16 protein-coding genes are annotated in these 12,417 nt (G+C 71.5%); 7 read left to right on the top strand and 9 right to left on the bottom strand.

All coding sequences use genetic code 11. The features are described 5' to 3' along the window. Positions 1–43 precede the first annotated feature (43 nt). Both ACYQ78_RS06870 and ACYQ78_RS06865 read right to left on the bottom strand, forming a co-directional pair. Positions 44–973: a M56 family metallopeptidase gene (locus ACYQ78_RS06870; protein WP_459799867.1), complete on the bottom strand. Its 930-nt coding sequence runs from the start codon at positions 971–973 to the stop codon at positions 44–46. Continuing rightward, positions 970–1,335 (bottom strand): BlaI/MecI/CopY family transcriptional regulator, encoded by a 366-nt coding sequence (locus tag ACYQ78_RS06865; RefSeq protein ID WP_459799866.1) that lies wholly within the window; start codon positions 1,333–1,335, stop codon positions 970–972. The genes ACYQ78_RS06870 and ACYQ78_RS06865 overlap by 4 nt, the downstream gene beginning before the upstream one ends. A 65-nt stretch (positions 1,336–1,400) precedes the next feature. On the opposite strand from ACYQ78_RS06865, the gene ACYQ78_RS06860 reads away from it, so the two are divergent. Beyond that, on the top strand, positions 1,401–1,748 hold the full coding sequence (locus tag ACYQ78_RS06860) for a BlaI/MecI/CopY family transcriptional regulator (protein WP_459799865.1): 348 nt from the start codon (positions 1,401–1,403) through the stop codon (positions 1,746–1,748). On the opposite strand, the gene ACYQ78_RS06855 is transcribed toward ACYQ78_RS06860, so the two are convergent. Then, positions 1,745–2,353, bottom strand: a complete 609-nt coding sequence (locus ACYQ78_RS06855; RefSeq protein WP_459799864.1) for a vitamin K epoxide reductase family protein — start codon at positions 2,351–2,353, stop codon at positions 1,745–1,747. The genes ACYQ78_RS06860 and ACYQ78_RS06855 overlap by 4 nt on opposite strands. Further along, positions 2,334–3,065 (bottom strand): DsbA family protein, encoded by a 732-nt coding sequence (locus ACYQ78_RS06850; RefSeq protein WP_459799863.1) that lies wholly within the window; start codon positions 3,063–3,065, stop codon positions 2,334–2,336. Before ACYQ78_RS06850 ends, ACYQ78_RS06855 begins: the two co-directional genes overlap by 20 nt. A gap of 88 nt (positions 3,066–3,153) precedes the next feature. Here ACYQ78_RS06850 and ACYQ78_RS06845 point away from each other — a divergent pair, with 88 nt between their 5' ends. Then, on the top strand, positions 3,154–3,513 hold the full coding sequence (locus ACYQ78_RS06845; protein WP_459799862.1) for a hypothetical protein: 360 nt from the start codon (positions 3,154–3,156) through the stop codon (positions 3,511–3,513). A gap of 58 nt (positions 3,514–3,571) precedes the next feature. Beyond that, positions 3,572–4,528 carry a coiled-coil domain-containing protein gene (locus ACYQ78_RS06840; RefSeq protein WP_459799861.1) on the top strand — a complete coding sequence of 319 codons (957 nt, stop codon included), beginning with the start codon at positions 3,572–3,574 and terminating at the stop codon, positions 4,526–4,528. Here the strand turns inward: ACYQ78_RS06840 and ACYQ78_RS06835 are convergent, their stop codons facing one another. Then, the gene (locus ACYQ78_RS06835; protein ID WP_459799860.1) at positions 4,529–5,767 is read right to left on the bottom strand and encodes a cation diffusion facilitator family transporter; all 1,239 of its coding nucleotides are present in this window, start codon (positions 5,765–5,767) and stop codon (positions 4,529–4,531) included. A 118-nt stretch (positions 5,768–5,885) separates the two neighbouring features. On the opposite strand from ACYQ78_RS06835, the gene ACYQ78_RS06830 reads away from it, so the two are divergent. After that, positions 5,886–6,296 (top strand): ArsR/SmtB family transcription factor, encoded by a 411-nt coding sequence (locus tag ACYQ78_RS06830; protein ID WP_459799859.1) that lies wholly within the window; start codon positions 5,886–5,888, stop codon positions 6,294–6,296. Here ACYQ78_RS06830 and ACYQ78_RS06825 read toward each other — a convergent pair. Together ACYQ78_RS06825 and ACYQ78_RS06820 are read right to left on the bottom strand one after the other, a co-directional pair. Further along, complete coding sequence (locus tag ACYQ78_RS06825) at positions 6,280–6,621, bottom strand: DivIVA domain-containing protein (RefSeq protein WP_459799858.1); 342 nt, start codon at positions 6,619–6,621, stop codon at positions 6,280–6,282. The two genes, ACYQ78_RS06830 and ACYQ78_RS06825, sit on opposite strands and share 17 nt — an antisense overlap. Then, on the bottom strand, positions 6,618–7,748 hold the full coding sequence (locus ACYQ78_RS06820) for a ZIP family metal transporter (RefSeq protein WP_459799857.1): 1,131 nt from the start codon (positions 7,746–7,748) through the stop codon (positions 6,618–6,620). Before ACYQ78_RS06820 ends, ACYQ78_RS06825 begins: the two co-directional genes overlap by 4 nt. Positions 7,749–8,027: 279 nt before the next feature. Between ACYQ78_RS06820 and ACYQ78_RS06815 the strand changes: the two genes are divergently transcribed. The 3 genes from ACYQ78_RS06815 (at position 8,028) to ACYQ78_RS06805 (ending at position 10,576) form a co-directional block, all read left to right on the top strand. Continuing rightward, complete coding sequence (locus tag ACYQ78_RS06815) at positions 8,028–8,627, top strand: TetR/AcrR family transcriptional regulator (RefSeq protein WP_459799856.1); 600 nt, start codon at positions 8,028–8,030, stop codon at positions 8,625–8,627. A gap of 74 nt (positions 8,628–8,701) precedes the next feature. Further along, complete coding sequence (locus tag ACYQ78_RS06810) at positions 8,702–9,451, top strand: SDR family NAD(P)-dependent oxidoreductase (RefSeq protein ID WP_459799855.1); 750 nt, start codon at positions 8,702–8,704, stop codon at positions 9,449–9,451. A gap of 78 nt (positions 9,452–9,529) precedes the next feature. After that, positions 9,530–10,576: an NAD-dependent epimerase/dehydratase family protein gene (locus ACYQ78_RS06805; RefSeq protein ID WP_459799854.1), complete on the top strand. Its 1,047-nt coding sequence runs from the start codon at positions 9,530–9,532 to the stop codon at positions 10,574–10,576. On the opposite strand, the gene ACYQ78_RS06800 is transcribed toward ACYQ78_RS06805, so the two are convergent. Continuing rightward, entirely contained in the window at positions 10,554–11,663 is a 1,110-nt protein-coding gene (locus ACYQ78_RS06800) for a sensor histidine kinase (protein ID WP_459799853.1), read from the bottom strand. The two genes, ACYQ78_RS06805 and ACYQ78_RS06800, sit on opposite strands and share 23 nt — an antisense overlap. After that, positions 11,660–12,346, bottom strand: a complete 687-nt coding sequence (locus ACYQ78_RS06795) for a response regulator transcription factor (RefSeq protein WP_459799852.1) — start codon at positions 12,344–12,346, stop codon at positions 11,660–11,662. Before ACYQ78_RS06795 ends, ACYQ78_RS06800 begins: the two co-directional genes overlap by 4 nt. Between the last annotated feature and the right edge of the window lie 71 nt (positions 12,347–12,417).

The following is a 12,417-nucleotide window of genomic DNA, read 5'->3' as shown; positions in this document are numbered from 1 at the left end:
ACGGGCGAAATCGTACAGAAGATGGCATGTGCCCCGCCGGACTTCAGCCGTGATGGGCGATCATTTCGCTGATTCCCGGTGTGACGGCCATGGCGGCCGGTCCGCCGATGAGCAGCGCCACCGCCAGGACGCCGGCCAGGCGCTCGGCCCGCCCGAGAGGCGCCTCGGGACGCAGCATCCGCAGCACCCGGACCAGCGCCGTCTCGCCTCCCGCTCCCAGAGCGAAGGCGGGCACCCGGCCCGTGGCGAGGCCCACCAGGGCGGCCGCGATGTCCACCCGCTCGTGGCGGCGGGCGGCGACGTCGTCGGCGAGCAGCTCGATCAGCCGGGCCGCCTCACTCCGCCCGGTCCGGAAGAGCGGGACGCCGGGGAACGCGCGGTCGAGCGCCTCGGCCGCGGCGAGCACCAGGTGGTGACGGCCGCGCAGATGGGCGTGCTCGTGGGCGAGGACGGCCGCGACCTGCGCGGGTGTCAGCGCGGCCAGGGCGCCGGTGGTGATGACGGCGTGCCCGTTCCGGCCGGGCAGGCAGTAGGCGAGGCCCTCGTCGTAGTCGACGACGAGCGCGCCGAGCTCCTGGTCGTGCCGGCCGATCAGCGCCAGGGCGTCACTGTGCCTGCCCCTCGCCTGGTGGGACCGCCGGAGAACGGCGATGGTGGTGGACGCCACTCGCACGCAGACGACCGCTCCGAAGGTCAGCGCGGCGACCGCGGCCGAGCCGAGGTCGATCCGGAACGACAGCAGTTCGGCGCACGCCTCGAAGAGGTCGGCCAGCCCGTGGCCCACGAGGTGGGCCGGGACGACCACCACGAAGACCGCGAGCAGGAGCGAGGCGACGACGGAGAAGCTCGCCGCCTGCCAGACGGCGATGGCGAGCCGGGGCGCCCGCTCGGCCAGATTCCCCCGGGCCATCACCCGGGGCACGGCGACCGAGGCGGCGGCCGCGTAGGCGACCAGGACCAGTGCGACGATCATGATCGCCGGGGCGGGATCACCCGCAGCGCCGCCTCCATGGCCGCGGCCTCTTCGGGGGTCAGCCGCTCCAGGAAGTGGACGAACGTGGCGGCCTGGTTGCCGCTGCCCGCGAGGGACTCGCGCATGAGGTCGGCGGTGTAGGCCTCCTTCGAGGTCACCGCCTCGTAGACGTAGGCGCGGCCGTCGAGCCGGCGCCTGAGCAGGCCCTTGGTGTGGAGCTTGTCCATCACCGTCATCACGGTCGTGTAGGCGATCTCCCGCTCGCGGCGGAGGTCGTCGAGCACCTCCCGCACCAGGGCGGGCCTGCGGTAGGACCACATCCGATCCATGATCGTGGCTTCCAGCTCGCCGAGACCTCGCACGTTCCAATCCTACGGCGTATCGTAGACGTCTGAACTTCTACATTTCATAGAAGGAAGGCGGCACGGTGCGCTTGGGCACCCTCGAACGCGCGATCATGGAAGCCCTCTGGCGGCGGCCCGGCGGCGTGTTCGCCCACGACCTGGCCGAACACCTCGAGTCCCGTCCCGCGACGACGACCGTCCTCACCGTGCTCGTGCGGCTCACGAAGAAGGGCCTGGTCGGTCGCCGCCGGATCGGCCGTGCCCACCTCTACGAGGCCGCCGTCGAGAAGGACGCCGTCGCCGCCGAGGCAATGCGCGCGGCGCTGGAGGAGGCCGGGGACATCGCCCTGGCGGTCCAGCGCTTCGTCGGCGTCGTGCCGCCCGAGGTCGCGGCGGCACTGCGCGAGGCGCTGGAGGCGCGCGACGACTAGATCAGGGTGCTCCAGTACGACCAGAACCGCACCCCGATCAGGGCGACGATCACCAGGTACCAGGCCACCAGGAGGGGCAGGTGGTAGCCCGACAGCAGCCACGCCGCCGGGCGGCGGCGCAGGTTGTGGAGGGTGACGTACAGGAAGAGCGGGATGGTGACCGCCCACACGACCATGCAGTAGGGGCAGAGCGCGCCGATGACGTACAGGCTCTGGTAGACGAGCCAGTGCACGAAGACCACACCGAACGTCACCCCGGCCTGGAGCCCGAGCCAGACCCAGCGGGGCAGCACCGCGCCGGCCAGCAGCACCACCCCGAGCGTGGTGACCACGGCGAACGAGGCGATGCCGAGCAGGGGGTTCGGGAAGCCGAAGGCCTCGGCCTGCGGCGTGGTCATCACCGAGCCGCACGACAGCACGGGGTTGAGACTGCAACTCGGCACGTACGAGGGGTCTTTGAGCAGCGCGATCTTCTCGACCGTGAGGATGAAGGCGGCCAGCAGGCCGAACAGGCCGCCGATCGCCAGCAGCCGAGGGAGCAGCCGAGGGTAGGGGTGCTCGTCGCTCTCCCGCGACGTGCCGGGGTCAGCCTGCGAGAGCTGCATCGAGAGCCGCCCTGAACTCGTCTTCGGACTGCGGCTGGATCTTCTTCTCGTTCAGGAAGAAGGTCGGGGTGCCGCCCACCTGCAGCGCCTCGCCGTCGGCCACGTCCTTCTTGATCCGCGCCAGGGTCGCCGGGTCGTCGTAGGACCTGTCCCACTTCGCCATGTCGAGGCCCATCTCCTCGGCGAAGCTCCGGAAGAGGGGGTCGGCCGGGACCTGCTTCTCACCCCACGTCTTCTGGGTCTCGTACATCTTCTTGTACATGTCGTCGAACTTCCCCTGCTGCGCCGACGCCTCGACCGCCCGTGCCGCGCGCTCGGCGTTGAAGTGGCTGGGGATCGGGAAGTAGCGGGCGACGAACGTGACCTTGCCGTCGTACTCCTCGCGCAGCTTCTCCACCACGGGGAAGTACGACAGGCAGGCCTCGCACTCGAAGTCGAGGAACTCGACCAGGGTCACCTTGCCGTCGGCGGCCGTCTGCAGCCGGTGGCTGTCGGCGCGGACATATTGGGTCTCCCCCGCCGCGAGGGTGGCGCCGGGATCCCTGGTCGCCCTGTCGATGAACACGAACGCCACCGCGAGGAGCACGAAGACCCCGACGACGGCGAGGGTGACTTTGACGTTGCGCGTGCGCGCGTCCCGCTGCCGGTTGTGGGCCCGCATGGAATCGATCTTGGCTCGCCGCGCCTGGGCCCGGTCTTCTGACGTGGTCACCGCAGTCCTTCCGATCTCATTTCTACTTAATGTAGAAGATAGCCGGAAGTTCTATGAACCGTAGAAACAACAGTGGCGTATCCCAGGTGTGGACGCCATAAAGTTCTCCGCCGCCCTGGTCGCGGCCCTGCTGGTCGCCGCCTGCGGGTCGGCGCCGGAGGGCGGGCCGCGCAGCGTCGAGCAGATGTACACCACGATCGGCTGCGCGAGCACGTACCTGCAGATCGACGCCGACGAGCTCCGCCAGGGCATCTGCGAGACGCCCCAGGGCCGCTACACGATCACGACCTTCGTCACCGAGAAGGGCAAACGCGACTGGCTCGACTACGCCCAGATGTGGGGCGGCATCTACCTGGTCGGCGAGCTGTGGGCCGTCGTCGCCAAGCCCGACCTGCTGGAGAACCTCCAGGACGAGACCGGTGGGGAGCTCGAGGACATCAGCGCCTGAATCATGCCTTTTGGGCCCACGCCCGCCACGCGCCGGTCGGCCATGAGAGAACCGGTGCGTGTCCCGGAGAGCGATGGCGGCGGTGGTCGCGGCGGCGGCCGTCCTCATGGTCGGCTCCGCCGCCGAGGCCGCGCGCAAGCCGACACCCGAGCAGCTGAAGCGCGAACTGGCCGACCTGCAGAAGGAGTACGACGCGATCACCGGCGACTACAACGCCAACAGGGAGGCGCTGGAGGACGCGCGGAACGCCGAAGAGCAGGCCGGCCGGCGGCTGGCCGACGCCGAACGGAACTACGAGGACACCCGGCGCCAGGTCATGGTCATCGCCACCCTCAGCTACCAGGGTGAACCGTCGGCCGCGAGGATCGCCTTCGGCGACGCCGAACCGCACGAGAGCATGCACACCACCGCCCTGCTGCGTCAGCGGGCCGTGGAGAACAACGCCGCCATCACCCGGCTGGAGAAGCTGCGCGACCAGCGGCTCAGCGCCGAGGAGTCCGCCACCGAGAAACGCCAGGACCTGCAGAAGCGGGACAAGACGTTGCGCACGCAACGCGACAGGGCCGACGACGCGATCGACCGGATCAGGAAGAAGATCGAGCAGTTGGTGCTGACACCCGGCGGGCGCCGGGCCGACGGCACCTGGGTGCCGCAGCTCCCCGACGGGCGCGACTACATCACGCCCCGCACCCGACTGATCCGCGACCAGATCAAGGAGCGCTTCGCCCTGCCCGCCGGGATCGGCTGCTACCGGTCGCTCCAGGACGGCGGCGAACATCCCCTCGGCCGGGCCTGCGACTTCATGATCACCACCGGCGGCACGTGGCCGACCCCCGCCGAGGCCGCGAAGGGCGACCGGCTGGCGGCGTGGACCATCGAGAACGCCCGCCGCCTGGGCGTCAAATACGTCATCTACCGCCAGCGGATCTGGCAGGGCTCCGGCTGGCGGCCGATGGCGAACCGGGGTGGCGTCACCGCCAACCACCACGACCACGTGCACATCTCGATGTACTGATCACACCGGTTCCAGGCACGCGGCCTCGTGTTTCACCACCAGGCCGAAGCTCAGGAGGTCGGACAGCGCGTGCGCCAGCCGCTCGTCGGTGAGCTCGTAGCCGGTCACCCTGCCGCGCACCAGTCCGCACCCTTCGAGGCAGGCCAGATGGGCGGTCACCTCGGCCGGGGTGCTGGCCAGCCGTTCGGCCAGTTCGCTCAGGCTCCGCGAGCCGGTGACCAGGGCGATGAGGATCCTTCTTCTTTCCGGTACGAGCAGGGCGCGGCCCAGGCGGTCCATGCCCCCCTCCCGGGCGGCCGGATAGCTGGGACCGTGGGCCTCGTCGCAGTGTCCCCGCTCGTCGGACAGGTCCATGTCGAGGGTGACGTGCTGGATGCCGAAGCGTTCCCGCAGGAGGCGGCTCAGGTCGCCGCGGACGTCGCGCATGTTGGTACCGGCCTCGACCAGGACGTGGGCGGACAGGGAGGGGTAGCCGCTGGTGACCGTCCAGACGTGGAGGTCGTGGACCTCGACGACGTGGTCCTGCGCGGCGAGGGCGGAGCCGATCGCGTCGGGGTTCAGGCCCCGGGGGGCGGCCTGGAGGAAGATGCGGCCCGAGTCGCGCAGCAGGCCGACGGCGGCCTTGGCCATGAGCAGGGCCACGACCAGGGCGGCCACCGCGTCGGCGCGCTGCCAGCCGGTCAGCCAGACGACCGCCCCGGCCACAGCGGTGGCGATGAAGGCGAACATGTCGTTGAGGATGTGCTGGTAGGCGCCCTCGACGTTGAGGCTCTGGCGGTTGGCCTTGGAGAGCAGCCAGGTGCAGACGGCGTTGACGGCGATGCCGGCCAGCGCGGTGTAGAGGACGAGCGGCCCCTCGACCGGCTGCGGATCGACGAGCCTGCGGACGCCCTCGTAGAGGAAGTAGGCCACCAGGATCAGGAAGGTGGCGCCGTTGAGCTGGGCCGAGAGGATCTCGGCCCGCTTCCACCCGAAGGTGTACGCGCCCCTGGCGGGGCGGGCGGCGAGCCGCATCGCGATCAGCGCCAGGACGATCGAGCTGGCGTCGGTCAGCATGTGCCCGGCGTCGGAGATCAGGGCCAGCGAGTTGGCCATGACCCCGATCACCACCTCGCCCGCCATGAAGACGACGAGCAGGACCAGCGCCAGCGTCAGATAGCGGCGGTCGGCCTCCGGGGCGACGCCGTGTCCGTGTCCATGTCCGTGCCCGTGATCGTGTTCGGAGTGCGTGTGGCCCATGACTCCCGCCTCGATAGCTAAAACATCTGTTCAATTGCTCATACGTTGATATCACTGGAGAGGGCGGGGTGTCCGGCCTTCCCGACGTAAGGTCGGGCGTATGCAAAGTTCTTCATCCGTGCAGCCGACGGATATCGACAGCTGCGCGACGAAGGTGGTCGACCCCGAGCGGGTCGCCGCCGTCCGGTCGCGCATGCCGTCGGAGGCCGACCTGGTCGACACGGCCGACATCTTCGGCCTCCTCGGCGACCCCCGCCGGCTCAGCCTCCTGCTCGCCCTGGTGGAGGGCGAGATGTGCGTGTGCGACCTCGCCGTCGTCAGCGGGCTCAGCGAATCGGCCACGTCACACGCGCTGCGGCTGCTGCGCGCCCACCGGGTCGTGTCGGTGCGCCGGACCGGCCGGATGGCCTACTACCGGCTCGACGACGCGCACGTCCGCATGCTGCTCGACCTGGCCGTCGCGCACACCGAGCACACCGACGCCCTCCACCCCGAGCGCGACGAGCCCGGCCTCACCGGGCGTCGATGATCGCCTGAACCCGGTCGCGGTGCCGGTCGACGGCCCGCTGGAGATCCTGCTGGGCCTCGCGCAGATCGGCCTCCGGCTCTCCTCCGGGCCGGGCCAGCCGGGCGCGCAGCTCCCCGTTCTCCCGCAGGAGCGCACCGACCGCGGCCTCGGCCCTGGCCATGAACTCGTCGACCTCGCGGGGGTTGTAGCCGACCCTGAACCGGACCGTGGTGAAGATCGTGTGATGGATCTCCCCCGGCGTGAGGGCGTCACGCCCCTCTGCGAACATGCCGGGTTCGAGGTGCGGGATCGCCTGCTCGTGGCCTTCACGTGCATGAGGGGTCATTTTTCGTGTCCGATCGGGTCGAGCCGGGTGAGCAGATAGCGGCGTTGCGCGCTGTCGAGGTCGCCGATGTGGGTGCCCCCGCCGATGCGGCCACGCCGCAACAGGGCCACGACCGTCCGGGGTTCGTAGCCGGGCAGCGCCAGCAGGAGCCAGCCGATGTGGGTGCCGACCGTCACGACATCGGTCTGGTCGAGGATCTGCCCGAACGTGATGCGGCCGTCGGCGAAGGCTTTCCGCAGGTCGTCGCGCGTGGCCGGTGCGAAGGCCACCGGAGCGGGCTTCGGCGTGGGCCGCACCGCCACGGATGGCGCGGGCCGCTCTCCGGACACCACCAGGTTCGGCACCCCGAAGACCAGGCCGACGGCGGCCGCGACCACGGCACCGCCGCCGATCCACTCGCGCGGGGTCAGCCTTCCCGCGCGGGTCGAACGGGCGAGCTTGAGCCCGACGATCGCCGTGCGGAGCAGGATCCCCGCGATCAGCCCGAGCAGCAGCGGTATCGCCTGCTCGGGCAGGGCCGTGAACCCGGCCACGAGCACGCCCACCGCGGGGCTGAGGCAGGAGAGCGCCAGCCAGGGCGCCAGTGGCCGTCCGGCGACGTCGATCATCGCCGTCAGCGCCACCCCCTCGCTCGCGGAGTGGACCATCAGCGCGACCACGACGACGAGGGACGCCGCCAGGGCCAGCGTGGCCCCTTCGACCACCCGGTGCGCCGACAGGGCGACGGCGGTCCCGACCCCACCGGCCAGCGCCGCTCCCGCCCGGGGGCGGTGGAACCCCGGCGCGTGCCGGAGCCCCACCTCGTGGCCGTGGCCGTGCCCGCAGCCGCTCCGGGTGAAATAGGCGATCACCAGGAAGCCGAAGAGCCCGGCCCCGGCCACCCACCAGAGGGGAACGCCCGACTCCACGGCCTCCTCGTAGGCATCGGGCACGAGGTCGGCCAGGGCGGTCGCCAGCATCAGGGCCGAGGCCACCCCGAGCACGACACCGATCCGCCCGGCGTTCCGCCGGGCCGCCCACGCCCCGGCCAGCGTGCTCAGCGCCACCAGCAGGACGGCCACCCACACCGTCCAGCCCTGCGGCCCGCCCGCGGCGTGCGCCGCCAGGCCCGGTGGGAGAGAAACCATGTCGCGGCCCTTTCACGAGTGCGGCGGAAGCGCTGACTAGTGCTCGTGGGGGTGGTCGTGTTCGTCGCACTCCTGCTCCGCCAAGTGCTCCGCCTCGGTGCAGTCGTCGGCGTCGGTGTGCTGATGTGGCTCGTTCATGGGCGTTCCTTTCTATGATTATTACGGAGCGTCATCTCCGCGTGACCGACAGTAAAACATATGAGCAGGTCTTCAGAAGTCCAAACCGCGCTCTTGCCCGGCCAGGAGCGGAGCTTCTCCAGTGGGCCTACGATGACTGGAGTGATTACTCCAAAGCTGACCGCCAAGGGCCGGGCGACCAGGGACCGGATCGTCCGCGCCGCGGCCGAGCTGATGCTGGTGCGCGGCGTGGCCCGCACCACGATCGAGGACATCCAGGACGCCGCCAAGGTCAGCGCCTCGCAGATGTACCACTACTTCGCCGACAAGGACGCCCTGGTCGCCGCCGTGATCGACCAGCAGGCCGAGCAGGTGCTGTCGGTGCAGCAGCACGGGCTGGAGCGGATCGACACCATCGACTCGCTCCACCGGTGGCGCGACGTCATGGTGGCGATCATGCGTGACATCAATTGCGTGGGCGGGTGCCCGATCGGATCGCTGGCCGCCGATCTGGCCGAGACCGATCCGCTGGCCCGCGCAAGGGTCCAGCACGCCTTCGCGTTGTGGGAGGGCATGCTGCGCGACGGCCTCGCCACGCTGGCGGCCAACGGTGAGATCCCGGCCCACGCCGACCTCGATCGGCTGGCCCTGGCGCTGCTCGCGTCGGTCCAGGGCGGCCTGCTGCTCAGCCAGGTGCGCCGGGACACCGGCCCCCTGGAGGCCGCCGTGGACACCATGATCGAGCACCTGCGGGCCCTCTGATTTTCTGGTGTTGACACTCCATTTTTGCCTCGACAGTCTGGAGCAATCACTCCATTTCTTGAGGGGCACATCTCATGATCCAGGATTTCGCCGGTAAGACCGCGCTGGTCACCGGGGGTACGAGCGGGATCGGCCGGGCGGTCGCCCGGCAGCTGGCGGCCCGTGGGGCCCATGTCGTCATCAGCGGCCGCGACCGGCCGCGCGGCGATCAGGTGGTCGCGGAGATCCGCGCCGAGGGAGGCAGGGCCGACTTCGTGGCCGCCGACCTCGGCGACATCGGCGCGGTCCGCGGCCTGGCCCGCGAGGCGGCCGCGCTCGGCGGCGGGCGGGTCGACGTGCTGGTCAACAACGCGGGGCTGTTCCCGTTCGCGCCCACGGCGCAGGTGCCGGTCGAGGAGTTCGACCACGTCTACAACGTGAACGTCAAGGCGCCGTTCTACCTGGTGGCCGACCTGGCCCCCGGCATGGTCGAGCGGGGTGGCGGGGCGATCGTCAACCTGACCACCATGGTCGCCAGCTTCGGGCAGGCGGGCATGCCGCTCTACAGCTCCAGCAAGGCGGCGCTGCAACTGCTCACCAAGTCGTGGGCGGCCGAGTTCGGGCCCGGCGGGGTGCGGGTCAACGCGGTCAGCCCCGGGCCGACCCTGACCGAGGGCACGTCCGGCATGGCGGACCTGCTCCGGCAGCAGGCGGCGGCGCTGCCGTCCACCCGGGTGGGCACGCCGGAAGAGGTGGCCAGTGCCGTGGTCTACCTCGCCTCGCCCGAGGCGGCCCAGATCCACGGCGCCGTCCTGCCGGTCGACGGCGGGCGCATCGCGGTCTGACTGCCGACCTGGGACGAAATCCTTACGCCGGTGCCGGGATACCGGGTTCCGCCGGTCCGGTTCCGTAGCATCGCCGGCATGCGAGTACTCGTCACAGGTGGGGCCGGGTTCATCGGCTCACACGTCGTCACCGCCCTGACCGCCGCGGGGCACGAGCCGGTCGTGTTCGACGCGCTGCTCCCGTCCGTCCACCCCGGCGAGCCGGCCCTCCCGGACGCCGAGTTCGTCAGGGGAGACGTGCGGGACGCCGAGGCGGTGGCCCACGTACTGCGCGGGGTCGGCGCGGTCTGTCACCAGGCGGCCATGGTCGGGCTCGGTGCCGACTTCGGCGACGCGCCCGATTACGTCTCCTGCAACGACCTCGGCACCGCCGTGCTGCTGGCCGGAATGGCGCGGGCGGGGGTGAACCTGCTGGTCCAGGCGGGGTCCATGGTCGTGTACGGAGAAGGCCGCTACACCTGCGAGATCCACGGCGTGGTGCGGCCCGGTCCCCGGGAGGTCGCCGACCTGGCGGCGGGCCGGTTCGAGCCCCGCTGCCCGCACTGCGGCGCCGGGCTGCTCCCCGGCCTGGTCCGCGAGGACGCCCCCGCCGATCCCCGCAACGTGTACGCCACCACCAAGCTCGCCCAGGAACATCTGGCCGCGTCATGGGCGAGGGCGACCGGCGGCGCGGCGGTGTCGCTGCGCTACCACAACGTCTACGGGCCGGGCATGCCGAGGAACACCCCCTACGCGGGCGTGGCCTCGTTCTTCCGGTCGGCGCTGGAACGCGGGGAGGCCCCCCGGGTGTTCGAGGACGGCGGACAGCGCCGTGACTTCGTCCACGTCCGGGACATCGCGCAGGCCAACCTGGCGGCGCTGAGCGCCGCCGGCCAGGGCCACACCGCCTACAACGTGGGCAGCGGCGACCCCCACACCGTCGGCGAGATGGCCACCGCCCTCGCGGCCGGGTTCGGCGGGCCGATGCCGGTCGTGACCGGCGAATACCGGCTGGGCGACGTGCGGCACATCACCGCCGACTCCAGGCGGCTGCGGGACGAACTGGGCTGGAAGCCCGAAGTGGGGTTCGCCGACGGGGTCGCGGAGTTCGCGCACGCCCCGCTCAGGTCACCAGCGGCAGGGTGACCTCGAACCGGCACCCGCCGGGCACGTTGCGCACGTCGGCCCGGCCCGCGTGGGCCTCGACGATGCCGCGCACGATCGCCAGCCCGAGCCCGGCCCCGGCGGGCGGGGTGCGGGCGGCGGTGCCCCGCCAGCCGGTGTCGAACACCCGGGGCAGGTCGTCGGCGGGGATGCCGCCGCACGCGTCGGTGACGGCCAGGACCGCGCTGTCGCCGACGCGCCCGGCACTGACGGCGACCGTGCCGTCGGCGGGGGTGTGTCTGATGGCGTTGACCAGCAGGTTGGCCAGGACGCGGGTCATCTCCCTGCCGTCGACCTCCACGGGCACGTGGTCGATGTCCTCGCCGACCAGCCGCACCCCGCGCTCGTCGGCCAACGGCCCGGCGCCGAGCAGCGCGTCGGCGGCCAGGTCGCGCAGCGACATCCGGCTCGGTACGGGGGTGAACGCGCCCGCGTGGATGCGCGACAGTTCGAAGAGATCGCCGACCATCGCGGTCAGCCGCTCGACCTCCGCCCGGATCTGGCGGTGGTAGCGGCCCGGGTCGGCGGCGACGCCGTCCTCCAGCGCCTCGGCCATGGCGCGCAGCCCGGTGAGCGGGGTGCGCAGGTCGTGGGAGATCCAGGCGACCAGCTCGCGGCGGGAGGCCTCCAGCGCCCGCTCGCGCTGCCGGGAGGCGGCCAGCTTCTCGCTGGTCGCGGCCAGTTCCCTCGCGAGGTCGGCCAGTTCGGCGGTCGCGGGGACCACCGGGGGCGCGAAGTCGCCGTCGTCGCCGAAGTCGCGCGCGGCCCTGGCGAGGTCGCGGCTGCGGGCCACCACCCACCGGCCCAGCACCAGCGCGGTCCCCAGTGACACCACGGCGGCCATCGCCACCACCGTCGTCACCACCCACAGGTCGTGGGGGGACAGGAACATCGCCCACGCGACCGACAGCGTCCCGGCGAGCATCGCGATCACCGCGACGACCGCCACCACGATCAGCGACACGGCCACCGAACGCCGCCGCAGGACCATCAGCACACCCGCGCCCACGACCCCGGCGACGGCCGCGCCGCCGAGCGCGAACAGCGCGATGAGCAGCACGTCCTTCATTCCTGCTCCTCCGGGTCGAAGCGGTAGCCGACGCCCCACACGGTGTGGATCAGGCGGGGCTGGGCGGGGTCGTCCTCGATCTTGCCGCGCAGCCGTCTCACGTGGACGGTCACCGTCGACAGGTCGCCGAAGTCCCAGCCCCACACCTCCCGCATCAGCTCCTCGCGGGTGTGCGCCCGGTAGGGGTGGGCCAGGAAATGGGCCAGCAGGTCGAACTCGCGCAGCGTGAGCGTGAGCTCGGCGCCGTCCTTGGCGGCGCGATGGGTGTCCGGGTCGAGCGTCAGCCCGGCGGCGGTCAGGCGTCCGCGCGGGACCGGGACGGCCGCCCGGCTGCGGCGCAGCACCGACTCGACCCGCAGCACCAGCTCACGCGGGCTGAAGGGCTTGGTGACGTAGTCGTCGGCGCCGACCTCCAGCCCGGCGATGCGGTCGTCCTCCTCGCCCCGGGCGGTCAGCATGATGACCGGTACGGGGCTCGCGGCGCGCAGCCGCCGGCAGACCTCCAGCCCGTCGAGACCGGGCAGCATCAGGTCGAGCACGACCAGATCGGGCCCGCCCGACATCGCGCGGTCGAGCCCGGACGTCCCGTCGGCGGCGTGGTCGACGGTGTGTCCGGCGCGCAGCAGGTAGTCGGAGACGACACCGGCGATGGTCGGGTCGTCTTCCACGACCAGGATCCTCATGGCCCCAGCCTGACAGCTCAGAACAGGCAAAACGGCCGTCGTCCGCGTTTCGTAAGGACTCCTGACCCTGA

The organism is Herbidospora sp. RD11066, from assembly GCF_054661255.1.
Note: the sequence above shows the minus strand (reverse complement) of the source record. Positions and strands in the feature narration are given on the sequence as shown.